At 65.0% G+C, this 23265-nt stretch carries 20 protein-coding genes; 13 read left to right on the top strand and 7 right to left on the bottom strand.

The genetic code is table 11. The features are described from left to right. Positions 1-35: 35 nt before the first annotated feature. Positions 36-1148, bottom strand: coding sequence for a 3-isopropylmalate dehydrogenase (leuB, locus tag AC0L27_RS15370; protein ID WP_085348446.1), 1113 nt, complete (start codon positions 1146-1148; stop codon positions 36-38). Between the two features lie 264 nt (positions 1149-1412). On the opposite strand from leuB, the gene AC0L27_RS15365 reads away from it, so the two are divergent. Then, entirely contained in the window at positions 1413-2612 is a 1200-nt protein-coding gene (locus AC0L27_RS15365) for a YbfB/YjiJ family MFS transporter (RefSeq protein ID WP_354209686.1), read from the top strand. A 132-nt stretch (positions 2613-2744) separates the two neighbouring features. Here AC0L27_RS15365 and AC0L27_RS15360 read toward each other — a convergent pair whose 3' ends face one another. From AC0L27_RS15360 to AC0L27_RS15345, 4 genes are all read right to left on the bottom strand, one after another. After that, positions 2745-3527 (bottom strand): molybdopterin-dependent oxidoreductase, encoded by a 783-nt coding sequence (locus tag AC0L27_RS15360; protein ID WP_473319593.1) that lies wholly within the window; start codon positions 3525-3527, stop codon positions 2745-2747. A 15-nt stretch (positions 3528-3542) separates the two neighbouring features. After that, positions 3543-4172, bottom strand: a complete 630-nt coding sequence (locus AC0L27_RS15355; RefSeq protein WP_354209688.1) for a cytochrome b/b6 domain-containing protein — start codon at positions 4170-4172, stop codon at positions 3543-3545. Positions 4173-4354: 182 nt separating this feature from the next. After that, positions 4355-4909 carry a fasciclin domain-containing protein gene (locus tag AC0L27_RS15350; RefSeq protein WP_354209689.1) on the bottom strand — a complete coding sequence of 185 codons (555 nt, stop codon included), beginning with the start codon at positions 4907-4909 and terminating at the stop codon, positions 4355-4357. Between the two features lie 388 nt (positions 4910-5297). Continuing rightward, on the bottom strand, positions 5298-6059 hold the full coding sequence (locus tag AC0L27_RS15345) for an SDR family oxidoreductase (RefSeq protein ID WP_027514954.1): 762 nt from the start codon (positions 6057-6059) through the stop codon (positions 5298-5300). Between the two features lie 126 nt (positions 6060-6185). On the opposite strand from AC0L27_RS15345, the gene AC0L27_RS15340 reads away from it, so the two are divergent. Next, positions 6186-7715, top strand: coding sequence for a malonate--CoA ligase (locus tag AC0L27_RS15340; RefSeq protein ID WP_354209690.1), 1530 nt, complete (start codon positions 6186-6188; stop codon positions 7713-7715). Positions 7716-7841: 126 nt separating this feature from the next. Here the strand turns inward: AC0L27_RS15340 and AC0L27_RS15335 are convergent, their stop codons facing one another. Beyond that, positions 7842-8702 (bottom strand): sulfite exporter TauE/SafE family protein, encoded by an 861-nt coding sequence (locus AC0L27_RS15335; protein ID WP_354209692.1) that lies wholly within the window; start codon positions 8700-8702, stop codon positions 7842-7844. Positions 8703-9220: 518 nt separating this feature from the next. On the opposite strand from AC0L27_RS15335, the gene sdhC reads away from it, so the two are divergent. From sdhC to AC0L27_RS15280, 11 genes are all read left to right on the top strand, one after another. Further along, positions 9221-9619: a succinate dehydrogenase, cytochrome b556 subunit gene (gene sdhC, locus AC0L27_RS15330; RefSeq protein WP_354209693.1), complete on the top strand. Its 399-nt coding sequence runs from the start codon at positions 9221-9223 to the stop codon at positions 9617-9619. Further along, the gene (gene sdhD / locus AC0L27_RS15325; RefSeq protein ID WP_275174734.1) at positions 9616-10032 is read left to right on the top strand and encodes a succinate dehydrogenase, hydrophobic membrane anchor protein; all 417 of its coding nucleotides are present in this window, start codon (positions 9616-9618) and stop codon (positions 10030-10032) included. Before sdhC ends, sdhD begins: the two co-directional genes overlap by 4 nt. 3 nt (positions 10033-10035) lie before the next feature. Further along, a complete protein-coding gene (sdhA, locus tag AC0L27_RS15320; protein ID WP_354209694.1) occupies positions 10036-11871 on the top strand; it encodes a succinate dehydrogenase flavoprotein subunit in 1836 nt (611 codons plus the stop codon). A 42-nt stretch (positions 11872-11913) separates the two neighbouring features. Further along, complete coding sequence (locus AC0L27_RS15315) at positions 11914-12696, top strand: succinate dehydrogenase iron-sulfur subunit (RefSeq protein WP_354209695.1); 783 nt, start codon at positions 11914-11916, stop codon at positions 12694-12696. Positions 12697-12885: 189 nt separating this feature from the next. Continuing rightward, positions 12886-15078, top strand: a complete 2193-nt coding sequence (locus AC0L27_RS15310) for an ATP-binding protein (RefSeq protein WP_473319586.1) — start codon at positions 12886-12888, stop codon at positions 15076-15078. A 53-nt stretch (positions 15079-15131) separates the two neighbouring features. Next, complete coding sequence (locus AC0L27_RS15305; RefSeq protein WP_354209697.1) at positions 15132-17087, top strand: ABC transporter ATP-binding protein/permease; 1956 nt, start codon at positions 15132-15134, stop codon at positions 17085-17087. A gap of 212 nt (positions 17088-17299) precedes the next feature. Continuing rightward, a complete protein-coding gene (locus AC0L27_RS15300) occupies positions 17300-18124 on the top strand; it encodes an FkbM family methyltransferase (protein ID WP_354209698.1) in 825 nt (274 codons plus the stop codon). 20 nt (positions 18125-18144) lie between these two features. After that, positions 18145-18531, top strand: a complete 387-nt coding sequence (locus tag AC0L27_RS15295) for a VOC family protein (RefSeq protein WP_354209699.1) — start codon at positions 18145-18147, stop codon at positions 18529-18531. 72 nt (positions 18532-18603) lie between these two features. After that, the gene (locus tag AC0L27_RS15290) at positions 18604-19089 is read left to right on the top strand and encodes a pyridoxamine 5'-phosphate oxidase family protein (RefSeq protein ID WP_354209700.1); all 486 of its coding nucleotides are present in this window, start codon (positions 18604-18606) and stop codon (positions 19087-19089) included. Continuing rightward, a complete protein-coding gene (locus AC0L27_RS15285) occupies positions 19089-19331 on the top strand; it encodes a hypothetical protein (protein ID WP_007604217.1) in 243 nt (80 codons plus the stop codon). Before AC0L27_RS15290 ends, AC0L27_RS15285 begins: the two co-directional genes overlap by 1 nt. Before the next feature lie 186 nt (positions 19332-19517). Then, positions 19518-21692 carry an OmpA family protein gene (locus tag AC0L27_RS15280; RefSeq protein WP_473319579.1) on the top strand — a complete coding sequence of 725 codons (2175 nt, stop codon included), beginning with the start codon at positions 19518-19520 and terminating at the stop codon, positions 21690-21692. 163 nt (positions 21693-21855) lie between these two features. Here AC0L27_RS15280 and argG read toward each other — a convergent pair whose 3' ends face one another. Next, positions 21856-23193 carry an argininosuccinate synthase gene (argG, locus tag AC0L27_RS15275; protein WP_354209702.1) on the bottom strand — a complete coding sequence of 446 codons (1338 nt, stop codon included), beginning with the start codon at positions 23191-23193 and terminating at the stop codon, positions 21856-21858. Positions 23194-23265 lie beyond the last annotated feature (72 nt).

Genomic DNA, 23265 nt, shown 5'->3' with positions numbered 1-23265 from the left:
GTGCTACGCACCATCCCGGAATGACGGCACTCATGTTACGCGTGCAGCTTCTGCAATTCCTTCAGGATCGCTTCGCCCATCTGCGTGGTCGAGGCGGCAGTGGTGCCTTCCGACTTGATGTCGGCGGTGCGCAGGCCGCTGGCCAGCACGGCGGCGATCGCGGCGTCGACCTTGTCGGCGAGCGCGCCCATGTCGAAGGAGTAGCGCAGCGCCATGCCGAAGGACGAGATCATCGCGATCGGATTGGCGAGGCCCTGGCCTGCGATATCAGGCGCCGAGCCGTGCACGGGCTCGTACAGCGCCTTGCGCTTCTTGCTCTTGACGTCGACCTCGCCGAGCGAGGCCGAGGGCAGCATGCCGAGCGATCCCGTCAGCATCGCAGCGATGTCGGACAGCATGTCGCCGAATAGATTGTCGGTGACGATGACGTCGAACTGCTTCGGCCATTTCACCAGCATCATGCCGCCGGAATCGGCGAGCTGATGCTCGAGCGTGACATCGGGATATTCGCGCTTGTGGACCTGGGTCATGACCTCGTTCCAGAGCACGCCCGATTTCATGACGTTGCGCTTCTCCATCGAGGTCACCTTGTTCTTGCGCTTCTTCGCAAGCTCGAAGGCGACGCGGCCGATGCGCTCGATTTCATAGGTGTCGTAGACCTGGGTATCGATGGCGCGCTTCTGGCCATTGCCGAGATCGGTGATGGTCTTGGGCTCGCCGAAATAGACGCCGCCGGTGAGCTCGCGCACGATCATGATGTCGAGGCCCTCGACCGCCTCGCGCTTGAGGCTCGAGGCCTCCGCGAGCGCCGGGTAGCACACGGCGGGACGAAGGTTGGCGAACAGACCGAGGTCCTTGCGCAGACGGAGCAGGCCGGCTTCGGGGCGCACCTCGTAGGGCACCGCGTCCCATTTCGGGCCGCCGACCGCGCCGAAGATGATCGCGTCGGCGTCCTTGGCCTTGGCCATATCGCCTTCCGAGATCGACACCTTGTGCGCGTCGTAGGCCGAACCGCCGACGAGGCCGGTGTCGGTCTCGAACTTGGCGATTCCGGCCGAATTGAGCCAGTCGATCAGCCGCTTCACCTCGCCCATCACCTCGGGGCCGATACCGTCGCCGGGAAGCAGCAGCAGTTTGTGGGTCGCCATGGTCGTTCTTCCTCCGTTTCGTCATGGCCGGCATAGCCGGCCAAAGGACGGCGTCGCTTCCGCTCGCCTATGTCCCGGCCGTCCACGTCCCTGCTTATGGCGCGAAGAACGTGGATGCCCGGCACAAGGCCGGGCATGACGGCATCTCGTGAATTTCGGCCGGAGTGCTAGAGCGGCGTTGCGTGCTTGGCAAGACACCATTGCCGCTTCGGTTCTGTGCAAGGCGGGCAGGGCCTGCCACACTGCGCATGCCGGAGTACCCCCTTGCACGCACCTGACTTCCCCCCGCCCGCCCACCCCGCGCGGCTGATCCTGACCCTGTCGCTGGCTGCGACGGTCGGGCTCGGCATCGGCCGCTTTGCCTATGCCCTGGTGCTGCCGGACATGCGGGAGGACCTCGGCTGGTCCTACTCGGCGGCCGGTTTCATGAACACCATCAACGCCGTCGGCTATCTCGTCGGCGCCCTGGTGGCATCCCGGTTGATCGAACGGGTCGGCTGGTCGGCCGCGATCCGCGGCGGAACCCTGGCCTGCGTCGCGGCGCTTGCGACTTGCGCGCTGACCGGGAATTTCGTTGCGCTGAGCCTGGCCCGTCTCGTGCTGGGCGTTGGCGCCGCAGCCGGCTTCGTCGCCGGCGGCGCGCTGGCCGCTTCCATCGCGCAGTCGCGGCCGGAGCGGGCCAATTTCCTGCTCAGCCTGTTTTATGCCGGGCCCGGCATCGGCATTCTCGCCTCAGGGCTGATCGCCCCGTTCACGCTGCAATATTTCGGGCCGGGCTCGTGGTGGGTGGTGTGGTGGGCGATGACCCTGCTGTCCGTTGTGATGACCGTGCCGCTGTTCCTGGTCCGCATCGAGAGCGGCGTGCGTTTCTCGCAAGGCAGCCACGGCGCTTTCGAGATTCTTCCGGTGCTGATCTATCTCGCCGGCTACTTCCTGTTTGGCGCGGGCTACATCGCCTACATGACCTTCATGATCGCCTATGTGCGCGACGGAGGCGGCGGGGCCGCGGCGCAGGCGGCGTTCTGGAGCCTGATCGGCTTGAGCGCCTTCGTCACGCCGTGGGCCTGGCGCCGCGTGCTCGCGCTCGATCGCGGCGGACTGGCCACCGCCATCATCCTCGGCACCAACGCGCTCGGCGCCGCCCTGCCGATGCTCGGGCATTCGCCGGCATGGCTCGCGGTGTCAGCCGTCGTGTTCGGCGTCGCGTTCTTCGCCGTGGTCGGCTCGACCACCGCCTTCGTGCGCTTCAACTATCCGCCCGAGGTGTGGCCGACCGCGATCGCGGCGATGACGATCTCGTTCGGCGTCGGCCAGACGCTCGGCCCGATCGTGGTCGGCGCGATCACGGATGCGCTGGGGAGCCTGAGTTACGCGCTGAATGTGTCTGCAGCGCTACTGGCGCTGGGCGCTCTAGCAGCGCTGTGCCAGCGGAAGGTGGGGCCCGCCAAAAAAACGGTTCAGTAGGGTGGGTTAGCCGAAGGCGTAACCCACCACGTCTGTCGCCGCGGAAACCAAAGAGGTGGATTACGCCGAGCAGATGCGCTTCGCGCATCTGCAGGGCTAACCCACCCTACTGCAGCTTCGCCGGAGCGACGATCAGCTCCCGCTGAACGAATTGTACCCCTGGTCTTCCCAGTAACCGCCCTTGTAGTCGTTGGTGACTTCCATCGACACCACGTATTTCGGGTTCTTGAAGCCGAGCTTGGTCGGCACGCGGATCTTCATTGGAAACCCATACGCGCGCGGCAGGATTTCGCCGGCGTATTTGAACGTCATCTGGGTCTGCGGATGCAGCGCAGTGCGCATGTCGAGCGGAGAGTTGTAGCCGTCCTTATCGGCACACTGGAACCAGACGTATTTGGCGCGGGTTTCGGCGCCGATCAGCTTGAGGAAGTCGCGCATCGGCGTGCCGGTCCAGCTGCCGATCGCGCTCCAGCCCTCGACGCAGATGTGACGGGTGATCTGTGTGACCTGCGGCAGCTTGTACAATTCCGGAAGCGTCCATGACTTCTTGTTGTCGACGAGACCGCGAACTTCGAGCTTCCAGTCGGCACCGTCGACATCGGGCGCGTCGTCGAGATCGTAATAGGCGTTGAACGGAAACGGTTTTGTGATCGCGCTCTCAGGAAACGTCGGCGCCAGGGCGTCGGGATTGAAGATGAAATCCTGCACGGCATCGTTGAACTTCGAGACACTCTTCAGCATCTCCTCGGCGGAGGAGGAGTCGATCACGTCGCAGCCGGTGAGCAGCGTCAGCGCCCCTAAGCTGGCGCCGCCCGCGATGAAGCGGCGGCGGCTGACCTCTGGCATCGTCTTGATGGAGTCCTTGATCAGCAGCCGCTTGTCGACGCCGGGGATCAGGAATGAGCGCTTGGCCATGGTTCTTGCTCCGCTCTAGCGGCCGATGATCATCGCACGCAGGCTCTTCGGCACCAGCAGCGCGAGTAAAACGTGAATGACGAGGAAGGCGCAGATGGCGGCCATGCAGAAGAAATGGATGTAGCGCGCGGTTGGATAGTCGCCGAACAGGCTCACGAGCCAGTGCAATTGCACCGGCTTCCACATCCCCAGCCCCGACAGCACGATGATCACGCCGACCAGGATGATGCCGGCATAGAGCGTCCGCTGCACGTAATTGTAGACGGTGAGATCGGCATGGCCGAGCTTGAAGGTCAGGGCAGCCCTGACATCATGGAGCACGCCGGACGGGGTGATCGGCAGCAGTTTCTTGCGGAAGCGGCCGGTGGCGAAACCCGTGACGAGATAGGCAAGGCCGTTGATCATCAAGAGCCACATCGCCGCAAAGTGCCAGAGCAGGCCGCCGCCGAGCCAGCCGCCGAGCGTGTACTCGCGCGGAAAGCTGAAACCGAACAGCGGCGAGGCGTTGTAGATCTGCCAACCCGACAGGATCATCAGGATCATGGCGAGGGCGTTGATCCAGTGCATGACCCGGACCCAGGCCGGCTGGATCACTTTGACCGGGGTGGCGCTGACCTGCTCGTCGGTGACAGTGAGGCTCGACATGGCGGTTCCGTCCTGAACATCGTCTGACAGCAATTATACGCCGATGCGTCCGCTTTCGTTACGCCCTGCCCGGCATCGAATCCATACCGGCGGTCTATCGTGGTCACAATAAAGCGAGCCGGGTGCCCCCGGCTCGCCATTTCGTCGCATCCGGCTCGGGGATGAAGCCGGACTGCGCGGTGTTACGTCGCCGGCATCAGCACGGTGTCGACCACATGGATCACGCCGTTCGACTGGTTGACGTTGGAGATCGTCACCATCGAGGTGCCGCCCTTGGCATCGACGATCCAGACCTTGCCGTCCATCTTCTTCACCGTCAGCTCCTCGCCTTCGGCGGTCTTCATCTTCTTGCCGTCGATGAGATCGGAAGCCTCGAGCTTGCCGGGCACAACATGGTAGGTCAGGATCCTGGTCAGCGTCGCCTTGTTCTCAGGCTTGACCAAGGTATCGACGGTGCCGGCCGGCAGCTTGCCGAAGGCGGCGTTGGTCGGCGCGAACACCGTGAACGGGCCCTTGCCTTCCAGCGTCGGCACCAGGCCGGCCGCCTTCACCGCCGCCACCAGCGTGGTGTGGTCCTTCGAGTTGACGGCATTCTGGACGATGTTCTTGGACGGGAACATCGCGGCGCCGCCGACCATGACGGTCTTTTCCTCGGCGCGAACAGGCGCGACGACGGTCGCGGTGATGGCCAGCGCGCTGAAAGCTGCAGCGGTAAGATAGGCAATGCGCTTCGACATGGAGAGTCTCCCGATTGGATGGTGACCGGCGGTCGCCGGCGTTGGTTGGGCAACAACGGTGGCTGCGACCTGTGAGCGTGAAGCAGCAGCGACGTCGTTGGCTCGAATTACGGGAGGGTTTGCGAAGCGGTTTCGGATTAAACTTCTTTGTGATGCGTGAAACTAAGTGCGGGTTTGCTCGTGGGGTGAGGCGAGCGCACCACACACTCCGCTGTCGTCCCGGACAAGCGAAGCGACGATCCGGGACCCATAGCCACAGGGAGACATTTGGCGAAGACTCGGAGTGACCGTCTAGCGCGACAACTTTTCCCTGTGGTTATGGATCCCGGGCTCGCGACTTCGTCGCGCCCCGGGACGACGAGGAGAGATTGCGGCGGCGCGCTACACCTCAATCCCTGTTGTGCGGCGTCTGAATGAACCCGCGATTATGCGTCGGGCTGATCAAGAGCTCGTTGATGCACACTCGCGCCGGCATGCTCGCGATGAACGCGATGGTGCGGCCGAGGTCCTCGGATTGCAGCATCCTGGCCTGCTCCTCCTCACTCGGCACCACCGGGCGCAGCTTCAGGATCGGGGTCGCCACCTCGCCCGGCATCAGGCAGCAGGCGCGCAGACCGTTGACGCATTCGTCCATGTTGAAGGAGTGGGTCAGAGCCAGCACCGCATGCTTGGTCGTGGTGTAGGCGGGGCCCGGCATTTTCGAGACGTGGCGGCCGGCCCATGACGAGACGTTGATGATGGAGCCGTCCTGCTGCTTGCGCATCGTCGGCAGCACTGCGCGCATGCAATAGAGCACTCCGTTGAGATTGACCTGGACCAGTTGGTCCCAGCCCTCCAGTTCCATGTCCTTCCAGCTGCGCTTGGGGACATTGATGCCGGCATTGTTGACCAGCAGGTCGATCCGGCCGTGCTTCGCGACGATTTGATCGGCCGCCTTCTGGGCCGCGGCGGCGACGGACACGTCCAGTGCGATGGCCTCGGCGGCCCCGCCCGCCCCAGTGATCTTCGCGACCACGGTATCCAGGGCGTCCTTGCGCCGGCCGGAGACCACCACCGTCCAGCCGTCGGCCGCGAGCGCCTCGGCGCCGGCCTCCCCGATCCCACTGCCCCCGCCTGTCACCCAGGCCACGCGTTTCCCGTTTTTGGTCATGCAAACTGTCTCCGTTGCTTCATCGGGGCGGTTTTTGCTAATCCAGCCCTCGGTTTTGACCGGCTTTGTATGACGAGCCTTGCTTATGAGCCTTGCGGTCAATCCTTGCGGTCGAGGAAATCTTGCATGAACCAAGCTGCCAACGCCAATCTGTTTTCCCGCCTGTTCGACGGCCTCGACGATCCCAAGCGCCTCGCGATCGAGACGCATGACGGCGAGCGCATCAGCTATGGCGACCTGATCGCCCGGGCCGGACAGACGGCCAATGTGCTGGTCGCGCGCGGCGTGAAGCCCGGCGACCGCGTTGCGGTTCAGGTCGAGAAATCCGTGGCCAACATCGTGCTGTATCTGGCGACGGTGCGGGCCGGCGCGGTCTACCTGCCGCTCAACACCGCCTATACCCTGAACGAGCTCGACTATTTCATCGGCGATGCCGAGCCCTCGCTGGTGGTCTGCGATCCCGCCAAGGCGGAGGGCCTCGCCCCCATCGCCGCCAAGGTGAAAGCGACAATCGGGACGCTCGGGCCTGACGGCAAGGGCTCGCTGAGCGAAGCCGCCGACAAGGCGAGCAGCGAATTCACAACCGTGTCGCGCGCAAACGACGATCTCGCCGCGATCCTCTACACGTCCGGCACCACCGGCCGCTCCAAGGGCGCGATGTTGACCCACGATAATCTGGCGTCGAACTCGCTCTCGCTGGTCGGCTTCTGGCGTTTCACCGACAAGGACGTACTGATCCACGCACTGCCGATCTACCACACCCACGGCCTGTTCGTGGCGACCAACGTGACGCTGTTCGCGCGCGCGTCGATGATCTTCCTGCCGAAGCTCGACCCGGATCTGATCATCAAGCTGATGGCGCGCGCCACGGTGCTGATGGGCGTGCCGACGTTCTATACCCGCCTGCTCCAGAATGCCGCGCTGTCCCGCGAGACCACAAAGCATATGCGGCTGTTCATCTCGGGCTCGGCGCCGCTGCTGGCCGAAACCCATCGCGAATGGTCGGCGCGGACGGGGCATGCCGTGCTCGAGCGTTACGGCATGACCGAGACCAACATGAACACCTCGAACCCCTATGACGGCGAGCGCGTGCCCGGTGCGGTCGGCTTTCCGCTTCCCGGCGTCTCCGTGCGCGTCACAGATCCCGAGACGGGCAAGGAGCTGCCGCGTGACGAAATCGGCATGATCGAGGTCAAGGGCCCCAACGTGTTCAAGGGCTACTGGCGCATGCCGGAGAAGACCAAGGCGGAATTCCGCGACGACGGCTTCTTCATCACCGGCGACCTCGGCAAGATCGACGCCAAGGGTTACGTCCACATTCTCGGTCGTGGCAAGGATCTCGTCATCTCCGGCGGCTTCAACGTCTACCCCAAGGAAATCGAGAGCGAGATCGACGCCATGCCCGGCGTGATCGAATCCGCCGTGATCGGGGTGCCCCACGCCGATTTCGGCGAGGGCGTCACGGCCGTGCTGGTCTGCAACAAGGGCGCCGATGTGACCGAGGCCGCGGTGCTGAAGGCACTCGACGGCCGGCTGGCAAAGTTCAAGATGCCCAAACGCGTCTTTGTAGTCGACGAGCTGCCGCGCAACACCATGGGCAAGGTGCAGAAAAACGTGCTGCGGGATATTTACAAGGATCTTTACGCGAAGAAGTAGGGGCTGTTGTTCGCAGCACTCTCGTCGTCATTGCGAGGAGCCCTTGTGACGAAGCAATCCAGACTGCCGCTGCGGAAAGACTCCTGGATTGCTTCGCTTCGCTCACAATGACGGAGTTTGGGGCGCTCACTGCCCGCCTAACAAACTCAGCACAAACCGGCTGCCGACAATAAACAGATAACACCCGAACGCCAGTTCCAGCGTCCGCTTCGACATCGCGTGCGCGGCTCTCACGCCAAGCGGCGCGGTCACGAGGCTCATCGGCATTACCAGGACCGCACCGATCAGGGAGACGTAGCCAAGCGCGAACGGCACTTGCAGGGCTGCAACGCCGGGATAGCTGGCCGCCGCAGGCCAGCCGGCGTAGATGTAGCCGAGCGCGCCAGGGATCGAGATCAGCACTGCGAGCGCCGACGATGTCGCCACTGCCTGATGGATCGGGCGACCGTAGAACGTCATCAGCAGATTCGAAAACAGGCCACCACCGATACCCATCAAGGTCGACAGAATGCCGACGCAGAAACCGTAGAATCGCATCAGCGGCCCCTTTGGCAAGTCATCGCCGAGCTTCCAGCTCTCGCGCGCGAAGATCAGCCGCACCGCGGCCGACCAGGCGACGGCGACGAACACGATCTTGAACAGCCGCTCCGGCGCGTAGCGCGCGACCACGCTGCCGGCGACGACGCCGATCAGGATCGGCAGCCACCAGACCCGGAGGATCGCAAGATCCACGGCGCCGCGCTTGTAATGCGCCTGGAACGAACGGATCGAGGTCGGAATGATGACGGCGAGCGAAGTGCCGATACAGAGCGGCATCCGCACCTCGAGCGGCACACCGGCGATGCGGAAGCACTCGTAGAACACCGGCACCAGAATCGCGCCGCCGCCGATGCCGAACACGCCGGCCAAAAATCCGGAGAGCGCGCCGGTTGCGATCAGCAGCAGCGCGAGTTCGACGATCTCCTTGATATCAAGTCCTGCAATCACCCCTGACCTGCCCCGGCGATGGCTCGCAACTCCTCCGATGCATCGCTCGGACAGCTGGCCGCAATGCTCTAGGCGATCTGATTTGTCGGGTCGACCGGTGGGTTGCCGTTCTGGGGTGGGATGCAGGCTGCGCATATCCGCCCGTCTCGCGAAAAATCGGTACACTTGGCGGAAATTGGCGATTGCTCGCCCACATCCCTGCCGGTTCGAGCGTCATGAACCGACTGGTTCGAACCCTGGCCGGCCCGCGGCGGCTTAGAGCCGTTCCAATAGTAATTTCAATGCGTCTCGGCTCTCGTACAAAATATGAATTTAAGTTCTTTCTTTCGTCGGTGCGCCATCGCCCTGGTATACCAAGCCGCTGATTGGCCTTGTTACATCAAGGGCCTAGAGCTGAACCCAGGTTCGATTGATGGCGATTTGGTGATTGCGCAGGTGAAATCGACTCCGTAAATAGAGCCGACCTTTCGCGATCCCCGCGCGCCCCATGCTGGGCCGCAATAAAGCAATCGAAGCCCATGACCGCACGGATCGACCGACCGCTTTCGCCGCACATTCAGACCTACCGTTGGACCCTGACGATGGCGCTCTCCATCGTCCATCGCGCCACCGGAATTGCCCTCTACGCCGGAACGCTGCTTCTGGCCTGGTGGCTGATTGCGGCGGCCTCCGGCCCCGCCGCCTATGGCCACGTCCAGGCCTTCACCGGCAGCATCATCGGCCGGCTGATCGTGTTCGGCTACACCTGGGCGCTGATGCACCACATGCTCAGCGGCATCCGGCATTTCGTCTGGGACCTCGGCTACGGCTTCAAGGCCAACGAGCGCGAAGCGTTGACCTGGGGCGCGTTGATCGGCGGCATCGTGCTGACCGTCCTCGTCTGGATCATCGCCTACGCGATCGGAGGCGGACGATGAGTTTCGACGAATCCCACGGCTCTCCGAAGGGCTCCTCCATGCGCACCCCGCTCGGCCGCGTCCGCAATCTCGGCGCGGCGCATTCGGGCACGTCCGATTTCTGGCGCCAGCGCATCACCGGCGTCGCCATGACGCTGCTGATGATCCCGGTGATCGTGATCGTGATGATGCTGCTCGGCCGCAACCAGGCCGGCGCCGCACAGATCCTCGGCTCGCTGCCAATCGCGGTGATCCTGCTGCTCTTCATCTTCGCCAGCGCCTGGCACATGAAGATCGGCATGCAGGTCGTGATCGAGGACTACATCCATAACGAGAAGCTGAAGCTCATCTCGATCATGCTCAACAACTTTTTCTCGTTCGCCGTGGCGCTGGCCTCGACCTACGCGATCCTGAAACTTTCCTCCGGAGTGTAAGCCATGGCCACAGACACCAATGGCAAGGCCAACGGCGCTCCCGCCACCAACGGCAAAGCCTATCCGATCGAAGACCACACCTACGATGTCGTCGTGGTCGGGGCCGGCGGCGCGGGCCTGCGCGCCGTGGTCGGCTGCAGCGAAGCCGGTCTTCGGACCGCCTGCATCACAAAGGTGTTTCCGACCCGCTCGCACACCGTCGCGGCGCAGGGCGGCATCTCGGCGTCCCTCGGCAACATGCACAAGGACGACTGGCGCTGGCACATGTACGACACCGTAAAGGGGTCCGACTGGCTGGGCGACCAGGACGCGATCGAATACATGGTGCGCAACGCGCCCGAGGCGGTCTACGAGCTCGAGCATTGGGGCGTGCCGTTCTCGCGCACCGAAGACGGCAAGATCTACCAGCGCCCGTTCGGCGGCATGACGCTGGACTACGGCAAGGGCCAGGCGCAGCGCACCTGCGCCGCCGCCGACCGCACCGGCCACGCCATGCTGCACACGATGTACGGCCAGTCGCTGCGCCACGCGGCCGAGTTCTTCATCGAGTTCTTTGCCATCGACCTGATCATGGACGACCAGGGCACCTGCCGCGGCGTCATCGCGCTCAAGCTCGACGACGGCACGCTGCACCGCTTCCGCGCCCAGACCGTGATTCTGGCGACCGGCGGCTATGGCCGCGCCTATGCGTCATGCACCTCGGCGCACACTTGCACGGGCGATGGCGGCGGCATGGTGCTGCGTGCCGGCCTGCCGATGCAGGACATGGAGTTCGTGCAGTTTCACCCAACCGGCATCTACGGCTCGGGTTGTCTCGTCACCGAAGGCGCGCGCGGCGAGGGCGGCTATCTCGTCAACTCGGAGGGCGAGCGCTTCATGGAGCGCTATGCGCCCTCCGCGAAGGATCTGGCCTCGCGTGACGTCGTCTCGCGCGCGATGACCATCGAGATCCGGGAGGGGCGCGGCGTCGGCAAGAAGAAGGACCACATCTTCCTGCATCTCGACCATCTCGATCCTGCGGTACTGGCCGAACGCCTGCCGGGCATCTCGGAATCCGCAAAGATCTTCGCCAATGTCGACGTGACGCGCGAGCCGATCCCGATCGTGCCGACCGTGCACTACAACATGGGCGGCATCCCCACGAACTATCACGGCGAAGTCCTGACCAAGAAGGACGGCGACGACAACGCCATCATCCCAGGCTTGATGGCGATCGGCGAAGCCGCTTGCGTCTCCGTGCACGGCGCCAACCGCCTCGGCTCCAACTCGCTGATCGATCTCGTCGTGTTCGGCCGCGCCGCGGCGTTGCGCCTCGCCGAGAAGCTCACGCCGAACGCCAGCCAGCCGGAGTTGCCGGCGAACTCGTCCGATCTGGCGCTCGGCCGGCTCGACCACTACCGCTACGCCTCCGGCGGCACGCCGACAGCCAAGCTGCGCGAAGGCATGCAGCACGTGATGCAGAATAATTGCGCGGTGTTCCGCACCGGCGACATCCTGAGCGAAGGCCAGAACCTGATCGAGAAGGTCCACAGCGGCATCACCGACATCGCCGTGTCCGACCGCTCGCTGGTGTGGAATTCCGACCTGATCGAGACGCTCGAATTCGACAATCTGATCGCGCAGGCGGTGGTGACGATGAACTCGGCCGCCAACCGCACCGAGAGCCGCGGCGCGCATGCCCGCGAGGACTTCTCCGACCGCGACGACAAGAACTGGATGAAGCACACGCTGGCCTGGCTGGAAGATTCCGGCAAGGTCAAGATCGAGTACCGCCCGGTTCACGACTACACCATGACCAACGACGTCCAGTACATCCCGCCGAAAGCTCGCGTTTACTAAACGGCGCGCGTGTCCTGAGCGAACAGCGAAAGCTTTATCGAAATGGTTGAATTCGCACTTCCGAAGAACTCCAAGATTTCAGGCGGCAAGACCTGGCCGAAGCCCGCGGGCGCGACTGAAACTCGCGAATTCCGCGTCTATCGCTGGAATCCCGACGACGGCAAGACTCCGAGCGTCGACACCTATTACGTCGACACCCAGGATTGCGGGCCGATGGTGCTGGACGGCCTGATCTGGATCAAGAACAACATCGATCCGTCGCTGACCTTCCGCCGCTCCTGTCGCGAAGGCGTCTGCGGCTCCTGCGCGATGAACATCGACGGCCAGAACACGCTGGCCTGCACCCGCTCGATGCACGACGTGAAGGACGGCGCGGTGAAGATCAATCCGCTGCCGCACCAGCCTGTCGTGAAGGACCTCATCCCCGATCTCACCAATTTCTACGCGCAGTACGCTTCGGTCGAGCCGTGGCTGAAGACGACTTCGCCGACGCCGCAAAAGGAATGGAAGCAGAGCCACGAGGACCGCGAGAAGCTCGACGGCCTCTACGAGTGCATTCTCTGCGCCTGCTGCTCGACCTCGTGCCCGAGCTATTGGTGGAACAGCGAGCGCTATCTCGGTCCCGCCGCGCTGCTCCAGGCCAACCGCTGGGTGTCGGATTCGCGGGATGAGGCGACCGGCGAGCGGCTCGACAATCTCGAGGACCCGTTCCGCCTCTATCGCTGCCACACCATCATGAACTGCGCCAAGGCCTGCCCGAAGGGCCTCAACCCGGCGGAAGCCATCGCCGAGCTCAAGCTCAAGATGGTCGAGCGCCAGATCTAGGCGTCATTCATGCTGCGATCCCCGGCCGGCACGGCCGGGGCATTCTACGGCAGGCTCCTGTTCGAGTAGATTTTGCCTCCGCCCCTGCACGGGCAAGCCGGCAGGTTGCAACCTCTGGTTCCAGCTACAAGCCGCTTCCTTCCCGGCGCGAAACTCAAGTAAGCTCTCCGGCGTGGGACCGGAGCGACCGTGCAGGGCGCACAACGCAATTCGCTGAGATTGCTGCAGTGGATGATGGCTGCGTCCCTGGCGCTGCCGATTGCGCTGTTCGCAATCGCCTCCTCGATCTCCTACAGCTCGACAAAAGATATCGCCGACCGCGAGATCCAGCGCACCCTCGATGTCGCGCATGAGCATGCGCTCAAGGTGTTCGAGACCATCGACCGCAGCCTCGCCGAGATCAACGAGGTGGTGCGCGGCATGCCCGACGAAATTATCCGCTCGCGCGAACCGGCCCTGCACCGCCGCCTGAAGCAGCTGACCGATTCGCTGCCGCAGCTCAAATCGGCATGGATCTTCGATGCGGACGGAAAGTCGCTGGTCAACAGCCTGGCCTCGCCGCCGCCGGCGCAGAGCTTTGCGGACCGTGACTACTTTGCGGCCCATGTCGACCAGACCATCGGCAGCTACATCGGTATTCCCCTGACGCCGCGCCAGCCTTATCAGGGCGCGCGCTTCTTCGGGGTCAGTCGTCGCCGCAGCTCCGATGACGGCAGCTTCATCGGCGTGATCCAGGCCTCCGTCCTGCCGGAATATTTTGAGAACTTTTACGCCAGGATCGGCTCCGATCCCGGCAGCTTCCTCGCGATGGGACGCACCGACGGCGTGGTGCTGGCGCATCTTCCGCGGCTCGATCGCGACATCAGGCTCGATCCTAACGGGCCGGTCGGCCAGAGCATCGCAGCTCAGCCCGAGCATGGCCTCATCACCATCGCCTGGCCATCGGACGAGGTCGAGCGGCGCATCGGCTACCGACGCATCGCCGAATACCCGATCTATGTCAGCGCGGGCTTGGAGACCTCGGCGATCCGCGCGCGCTGGTTCGCTACCATGGGCCAGCATCTGGTGTTCGGCATTCCCGCCACCGCGTTGCTGTTTCTGCTGCTGGCGTTCGCGTTCCGGCGCACCCAGCATCTCCAGGCCGAGGCCGCCGCGCGGCGCGAAGCCGAGGAGGCGCTCAAGCACAGCCAGCGCCTGGAGGCACTCGGGCAGCTCACCGGCGGCGTCGCGCACGATTTCAACAACCTCCTGACCGTGATTCGCGCCTCCGTCGACCTGCTGAACCGGCCGCAGCTGAGCGAGGAGCGCCGCCAGCGCTACATCACCGCCATCGCGGACGCGGTCGGACGCGCGGCCAAGCTGACCTCGCAGTTGCTCGCCTTTGCACGGCGCCAGACCTTGAAGCCGGAGGTGTTCGACGTCGGCGCGCGAATGCAGTCGCTGCACGACATGCTCGCGACGCTGCTCGGACCCGCGATCGAAATCGCGATGCGGCTGCCGGCCGAGCCCTGCCTCGTCAATGCCGATGCAAGCCAGTTCGAGACGGCGTTGATCAACATGGCGACCAACGCGCGCGATGCCATGCACGGTAAGGGCAGGATCGTCTTCAACGTCGAGGCCGCGGCGACCATTGCGAACACGCGGGCTCCCGTCTCCGGCAACCATGATCTTTCAGGCAACCATGATCTTTCAGGCAAGCATGACCTTGCTGACAAACACGGCTTCATCGGCATTGCCGTCAGTGACACCGGTATCGGCATTCCGGCTGCGCGGCTCGAGCGCATCTTCGAACCGTTCTTCACCACCAAGCAGGTCGGCCAGGGCACCGGTCTCGGCCTGTCGCAGGTGTTCGGCTTCGCCCGGCAGTCCGGCGGCGAGGTGACGGTCACCAGCAAGGTAGGCCAAGGCAGCACCTTCTCGCTCTATCTGCCACGCGTGGCGCCGCATTTGCTGCCGCAGCGGCAGGCACCGAACACGGCCCCGGCCATAGCCGGCAGCGGCATGTCAGTGCTGCTGGTCGAGGACAACATCGAGCTCGCCAATTTCGCAGCGGACGGCCTCACCGAGCTCGGCTACAGCATCACACTGGTCGACAATGCAACCGACGCCCTCGCCGAGCTGGTCATGGATTCCGATCGCTTCGATGTCGTTTTCTCGGACATCGTGATGCCTGATATGACCGGGCTCGATCTCGCGCAGGCGGTCCGCGACCGCGGCATCGGCGTGCCGATCGTGCTGACCACCGGCTACAGCGAGGCGCTGTCCCAGGACGGCAAGATCGATTTCGAGCTCGTGCAGAAGCCCTATGCGATCGATCAGCTGTCGCGCGTGCTGCACCGGGTCGCACGGCTGCGCCGGGTGCGCGACGGCGCCGCTGAATGACCCGGCACTGGGAACTCGTAGGAACCTTTTGATTTATCTTGCGTTATCCGGCCATGCAAAAGCCGGCCGCAAAGCGCGAAAAGAGCAAGAAGCCGCCCATCGTCGAGATCGTAGGCGAGGCCGGCGAGGAAGTGGCTCCGCCGCCGCCCGAGCTGGTCGAGCCCGATCCGGAGCTGTCGCCGGAAGAGGCCGAACAGGCCCGCAAGGACTATCTCCTCACCCGCTTCTGGATCAGCGCGCGCGGCTTCTGGGGCCGCAACGGCGACCGGCTGGCGTGGCTTTATTCCATCGGCCTCGGCGTACTGATCGTCCTGACTGTCGGCTTTCAATACGGCATCAATGTCTGGAATCGGGCGATCTTCGACGCGATCGAGAAGCGCGAGGCGTCCACCGTCTTCCATCTCACCGCGGTGTTCTTCCCGCTCGCGATCGGCAGCATCGTGCTCGGCGTGGCGCAGGTGTTCGCGCGCATGGGCATCCAGCGGCGCTGGCGAGCCTGGCTGACGGCAAGCGTGCTGACCCGCTGGCTCGGCAACGGTCGCTATTACCAGCTCAATCTCGTCAGCGGCGACCACAAGAATCCGGAATACCGGATCGCGGAGGATCTGCGCGTGGCGACCGATTCGCCGGTGGATTTTCTCGCCGGCGTGACGTCCGCGCTGCTGTCGGCCGCGACCTTCATCGTCGTGCTCTGGACCATCGGCGGCGCGCTCACCGTCACGCTTGCGGGATCGTCGGTGACCATTCCCGGATTCCTGGTGATCGCCGCGATGCTTTATGCGGGAATTGCATCGGGCTCGATCCTGGTGATCGGCCGCCAATTCGTGCAGGTCTCTGAGGACAAGAACCAGGCCGAGGCCGATTTCCGCTACACGCTGACGCGCGTGCGCGAGAACGGCGAGAGCATCGCGCTGCTCGGCGGCGAGGAGGAAGAGCGCGACGGCATCGACCGCAATTTCACGAATGTACTGCGGCAATGGGCGCGGCTCGCGGGTCAGCACATGCGCACCACGTTGGTGTCGCAGGGATCGAGCCTCGTTGCGCCGGTCGTGCCGCTGCTGCTCTGCGCGCCAAAATTCCTCGACGGCAGCATGACGCTGGGGCAGGTGATGCAGGCGGCTTCCGCCTTCACCATCGTGCAGAGCGCGTTCGGCTGGCTGGTCGACAATTACCCGCGGCTCGCCGACTGGAATGCCTGCGCGCGCCGCATCGCCTCGCTGATGATGTCGCTCGACGGCCTTGAGCGCGCCGAGCAGGGCGACGGCTTCGGACGCATCAAGCGCGGCGAGACCAGTAACGACGCCATGCTGGAGCTGACGGACCTCTCCGTCACGCTTGACGACGGCACGGCCGTGGTCGGCGAGACCGAGGTGGTGGTTGAGCCTGGCGAGCGGCTGCTGGTTGCCGGCGAATCCGGCACCGGCAAGAGCACGCTGGTGCGCGCCATCGCCGGGCTCTGGCCATGGGGCGGCGGCAGCGTCAATTTCCGTCCCGACCGGCGGCTGTTCATGCTGCCTCAGCGACCCTACGTGCCCTCCGGCTCCCTGCGCCGTGCGGTCGCCTATCCCGGCGCGGAAGACGACTGGACCGTGGAGGAGATCGGCGAGGCCCTGCACAAGGTCGGTCTCGACCATCTCAAGGAGAAGATCGAGGAAGAAGCACCCTGGGACCAGACCCTGTCCGGTGGCGAGAAGCAGCGCCTCGCCTTCGCGCGGCTCTTGCTGCACAACCCCGACATCATCGTGCTGGATGAGGCGACCTCGGCGCTCGACGAGAAGAGCCAGGACAAGATGATGAAGATGGTCACCGACGAGCTGCCGAAGGCGACCATCGTCAGCGTCGCGCATCGTGTCGAGCTGGAGGCCTTTCACAGCCGCAAGATCGTGCTGGAGCGCCGCAAGGGCGGCGCAAAACTCGTCAGCGACATCGACCTGATCCCGCGCAAGGGCAAGCGCAAGCTGCTCGGCCGCTTCCTGCGCCAGCGCAAGGCGCCGAAAAAGGCGGCGTGACGTTCTCTCCGTCGTCCGGGACAAGCGAAGCGCAGATCCGGGACCCACACCCATAGCGAGCAGTTTGGCGAATACCCGGAGTGGGAGCCTCGTGTCACACTTCTGCCTGTGGTTATGGGTCCCGGGCTCGCTTCGCGCCCCGGGACGACACTGAGATTGGAGTCCCCGGCAAAACCGGCTATGCATGCGCCGCTTGCAATGAGGACTCCCGCTTGACGCCCGACAATGCCCCTCCGTCAGCGCCGTTCGGCGCGTTTGCGCCGAACGCGGCGCAGGCCGCGATCATTCGCCTCGCGACACAATCGGGGCTGAAGCGCGGCGCGTTCCGGCCGTGGATGTCGCGGCTGGTGAACCTGCTGCGCGGTGGTCCCGTCGACGTCCAGTACCAGGGCGCATCGTTTCGCTTCTATCACCAGGGCAGCGCGACCGAGCGCGGCGCGCTGTTCAATCCCGACTATAATCTCGACGAGCTCGACTTCCTGCGCCAGCACACTCCGGAGGGCGGCGTGTTCGTCGACGTCGGCGCCAATGTCGGCACCTTTGCGCTGGTGATGGCGCGACAGGCCGGAGCATCAGGGAAAGTAGTTGCCATCGAACCGCATCCGATGACGTTTGGACGGCTCTCGTTCAACCAGGCCGCATCGAAAGCGACGCAGGTGCGCCTGGTGCAGGCGGCTGCCGGCGACAGCGACGGCGAGCTGATGATCGAGAGCGGCGGCGGCAATCTCGGCGCCACGCACGTCGTCACCGGCACAGCCAGCGCGGAGGCGATCAAAGTGCCCTCGCTGCGGTTGACGCGCATTCTCGACGAGGCCGGCGTCACGCGCGTCGATTCGATCAAAATCGACGTCGAGGGCTTCGAGGATCGCGTGCTGATCGGCTTCTTCCGCGACGCGCCGCAATCGCTATGGCCGCGCGCGGTGGTGATCGAGCATTTGTCACACAAGGAATGGCGGGAAGATTGCATCGCTGACATGGTCGCGCGCGGTTTTGTGGTTGCGCGCAAGACGCGGAGCAATACGTTCCTGTCGCGCTGACGACGAACGACGGAGTTACGATGATCGACCATATGGGCTTCCCGGTCTCCGACTATGAGCGCGCCAAGGCGTTCTACGCCAAGGCATTGGCGCCGCTCGGCTACAGCCTGATCATGGAGGTCACGCAGGAGCAGACCGGACACGATCCGGCCGCCGGCTTCGGCGCCGAGGGCAAGCCGGATTTCTGGATCGGCGGCGAGGGCGCGCTGAACAAGCCGGTGCATGTCGCGATCCTGGCAAAGGACCGCGCCACGGTGGACGCGTTCTACAAGGCGGCGATGGCGGCGGGCGGGCGCGACAACGGGCCGCCCGGCATCCGTGCGCACTATCACCCGACCTACTACGGCGCCTTCGTGCTCGACCCTGACGGCCACAACATCGAGGCGGTTTGCCACGCGCCGGAATAGATAAGTTCCATCCTTCGGCCGGAACCTCGTTCCGCGCGAGCCGTTGTCGTCCCTTGCAAGAAGGAGCACGACATGGCCAACGACAATGCCCGCGACGTCGACCGCGTATGGGATCTGATGAAGTCGATCGGATTTGCGATGCTGGTGACGCGCGATGGCGACAAGCTCCGCGCGCGGCCGATGAGCGCCTATCTCGATCGCAACGCGGACACGATCTATTTCCTCACCGACGCGCGGCGTCACAAGGACGAGGAGATCGCGCGCAATCCGTCCATCAACCTGTCGTTCGCGGATGCGGGCAGCCAGAAATACGTGTCGCTGACGGGCACCGCCGTCGTCTCCAACGACCGTGCGAAGATCAAGGAGCTGTTCTCGACGCCCGCCAAAGCATGGTGGGATTCTGCGGAAGATCCCAACATCCGCGTGCTCAAGGTCACGCCTGACGATGCCGAGTTTTGGGACTCGCCGGGCACCGTGATCTCCTATGTGAAGATGGCGGCCGCGGCAGTGACGAACACGCGGCCCGATTTCGGCGACAACCGCAAGGTCTCCATGTAATGCCGATCGAGCCGCCCGAGATTCCGCCGTCAACGCCGGGCACGCCGACCGAGCCGCCGCCGGGGATTCCGCCGGGCAATCCGCAGCCTGAAATCGCGCCGCCGGTGCGCGAGCCCGGCTCGCCAGCACCGCCCGACGAATTGCCGGGCCGCATGCCTGAAGAGATTCCATCACGCGGACCGAACGGCCCGCTCACGCCGAATCCCGCGACGGACGCAAGTCCGCCGCGGGATCGCGCATGAGGCGACGCATCACATCCGAGGCAATTGCAACCTGCGTCTGAATGCGCAATGAACGTCACCATAGTGAGGTGATTTGCGTGCAGAAATAAATCGGGCCGCGTCCGCTTCGCCCGCCACAATCCGGCCTAACGCGTAGCTGTTCATCCCAACACTTCGTCAAAGAACCTTCCGGGGAAGTTCACCATCATGACCAACCTTCGTTTCGTGCTGCTTGCCACCACGGCTCTGACCGCGATGCAATTCGCAAGCTCCGCATCGCATGCGCAAAGCGCGCCGCCGCTCGTCGTCGCGCAGGCGCAGCCACAAGAGACCGGCCCTGACGGAAAACCGAAGCAGCCGCCGAAGGGACCGCCAGCGGCCGCGCCGCCTGCGGCGCCCGCGCGCCCGGCCGCACCGCCGCCCGCAGCTGCACCGCCCCATCCGCCCGCGGCACCCCCTCCGGCTGCCGCACCGCCGCGTCCAGCGGCACCGCCGCCGCCTCCGCCGCCACCTGCAGCCCGTCCGGCACCGCCGCCGCCCCCACCACCGCCTGCCGCCCCGAAGCAGCCTGCGCCGCCCCCGGCTGCGGCTCCGCAACAGCATGCGCCCCCTCCGGCACCGCCTGCCGCGCGCCCGGCTCCCACGCCGCCAGCACCGCCGCCCGCCGCAGCTCCGCAGCAGCACGCACCAACACCGCCGCCCGCGGCTCGCCCAACGACTCCGCCGCCGCCGGCAGCAACTCCTCAGGGCCGTCCCGCGCCGGCGCCCACGGCGACACCGTCACCTGCGCCTGCGGCACCAACGGCGAGACCGGGCGCGCCCGCGCCGGCCGCCACCCCTGCACCTACAAACACACCTTCACCGACAGCGACTCCTGCGCCGACCGCGACGCCGGCTCCGGGCAGCCCGCCCGCCGGACGCCCCGGTACGCCCCCGCCAGGTCGTCCCGGCGCGCCTCCGGCCGCGGGATCACCAACACCGGCTCCGGGTGCCACGCCCGCTCCAACGCCGACACCGGCGCCAGGGGCCACCCCGACGCCGCCCGCCGGGCGTCCCGGTCCCGCACCGGGCGCAACGCCCGCGCCCGGCGCAACCCCCGCTCCGACAGCGACACCAGCTCCCGGCGGCGCTGGCACGCCGCCGCCTGGGCGCCAGGGTGGAGCTCCTCCTGCTGGCGCACCCGCTGCCGGAGCTCCGCCGACCCAGCCGCAGGCAGGTGCCCCGCCCCAGCCACCGGCTCCCCCCGCCGGCGCTGCGGCACCGAGCACCGTCCCGGGCTCCGCGGCCGCAACGCCTCCGCCCAACAGGGCGCAATACGCGCCGCCGACGGTTGCGCCGGCCTTCCGAACCGCGCCGACGGTCGCAGCACCGCTGCCGCCAGCACCACGTCCGCCGCAGCGTGACCTCACGCCGCTCGCGATCGGTGCTGGCGTGGTGGCCGGCGCCGTGATTGGAGCCACCATCGCCGACCTCCACAATCAGCGGCGCGAATCCGTCGAAGGCGGTCGTACCGTCTACACCGAGCCGGACCGCATCATCATCCGCGATCCCGGTGGGCAGACCTACGTCCGCGGCAACGATCTCTATCGTTTCCGCTATGGCGCCCGCGACATCCGCACCGAGACTGTCGGAGCCGATACCCGCACCGTGGTGATCCGTCCCGACGGCAGCGAGATCATTACTGTTGTCGGTCCGGACGGTCGGCTGCTGCGGCGAATTCGCAGGGATTCTCGCGGCCGCGAGCTCATCATCATCGACAACAGCTATCGCGATCCGCAGTCGGTCGGCGGCTTCTATGTCGACGCGCCGCCGCCGGTCGTGAACATTCCCTACGACCGCTATATCGTCGATGCCCAGGAGGCGTCGCCTGACGTGATCTACCAGACCATGCGGGCACCGCCGGTGCAGCGGATCGATCGGCGTTATACGCTCGACGAAATCCGCTACAGCCCCAATGTTCGCATGCAGATGCCCAGCATCGACGTCAACTCGATCACCTTCGAGACGGGGTCGTGGACGATCCCACCGGATCAGGCGGCGAAGCTACAAGTGATCGCCGACGGTCTCAATCAGGCGATCCAAGCCAACCCGCGTGCGGTGTTCCTGATCGAGGGACACACTGACGCGGTCGGCAACGACGTCGACAATCTGTCATTGTCGGATCGTCGCGCGCAGTCCGCGGCCGAATTGCTGACACAGCAATTCAGTGTGCCGGCTGAGAACCTGACCTCGCAGGGCTATGGCGAGCAGTACCTGAAGGAGCAGACGCAAGGGCCGAGCGCGATCAACCGTCGCGTCACCGTCCGCAACATCACGCCGCTGCTCAACGGTGGGCAGGCTTCGCTGCCGCCGCCCCCTCCCGGCACCGCGCCGCCGCGGTAGCGGCACCCATAAATGCAAAATGGCCGGGAGCAATCCCGGCCATTTTTTTTTCGTCATTGCGAGGCGCGAAGCGACGAAGCAAATCCAGACTATCGCTGCGGAAAGATTCTGGATTGCTTCGCTTCGCTCGCAATGACGAATGAGGCAGCAATCCCTGAGCGCATCAGCTCTTGTCGCTCTCCAGCCGGAAGATCTGCGAGCCTTCGCTGCCCGAGAGCAGGCCCGTGTCGCTGTAGAGCTTCAGCTTGGCGCGGGTGTCGTTGATGTCGAGGTTGCGCATGGTGAGCTGACCGATGCGATCGGCCGGCGTGAACGCCGCGTCCTCGACCTTCTCCATGCTGAGCCGCTCCGGCGCATAGGTCAGGTTCGGGCTTTCCGTGTTGAGGATCGAGTAGTCGTTGCCACGGCGCAACTCGAGCGAGACTTCGCCGGTGACGGCGCGGGCCACCCAGCGCTGCGCGGTCTCGCGCAGCATCAGGGCCTGCGAATCGAACCAGCGGCCCTGATATAGCAGGCGACCGAGACGCATGCCGCTGATGCGGTACTGTTCGATGGTGTCCTCGTTGTGGATGCCGGTAACGAGGCGCTCATAGGCGATGTGCAGCAGCGCCATGCCGGGCGCTTCATAGATGCCGCGGCTCTTGGCCTCGATGATGCGGTTCTCGATCTGGTCGCTCATGCCGAGGCCGTGGCGGCCGCCGATCGCGTTGGCTTCGAGGAACAGCGCGACGGGATCAGAGAAGGTCTGGCCGTTCAGCGCGACCGGCTGGCCTTCCTCGAAACGCACCACGACCTTCTCGGCCTTGACGCTGCAGTCGTCACGCCAGAATGGCACGCCCATGATCGGGTTGACGATCTTGATGCCGCTGTCGAGGCTCTCGAGATCCTTGGCCTCGTGCGTCGCGCCGAGCAGATTGCTGTCGGTCGAATAGGCCTTCTCGGCACTCATCTTGTAGGCAAAGCCCTGCGCCGTCATGAACGCCGACATCTCGGCGCGGCCACCGAGCTCATCGATGAACTGCTGGTCGAGCCAGGGCTTGTAGATGCGCAGGCCCGGATTGGTCAGCAGGCCGTAGCGATAGAAGCGCTCGATGTCGTTGCCCTTGAAGGTCGAGCCGTCGCCCCAGATGTTGACGCCGTCCTCCTTCATCGCCGCGACCAGCATCGTGCCGGTGACGGCGCGCCCCAATGGCGTGGTGTTGAAATAGGTGATGCCGCCGGTGGAGATATGGAAGGCGCCGGACTGGATCGCGGCGATGCCTTCATGGACGAGCTGCGTGCGGCAATCGACCAGCAGCGCTTTCTCCGCCCCGAACTCCATCGCCTTGCGCGGAATCTCATTGTAGTCGGCTTCGTCGGGCTGACCGAGATTGGCGGTATAGGCGTAGCAGCGCGCGCCCTTCTGCTTCATCCAGAGCAGCGCCGCGCTGGTATCGAGGCCGCCCGAAAAAGCGATGCCGACTTTCTCACCCTTGGGCAGGCTTTTCAGGATCGTGGTCATGGGGCTTCCAATCGGTCTCGAAGGGCTGATGTCGTTTCACGGCTTGACCGCGCGAATATCAAATTTCGCGGG

This window comes from Bradyrhizobium sp. Ken51, from assembly GCF_055807435.1.
The sequence above is the reverse complement of the archived record's forward strand: the minus strand, read 5'-3'. Positions and strand labels throughout refer to the sequence as shown.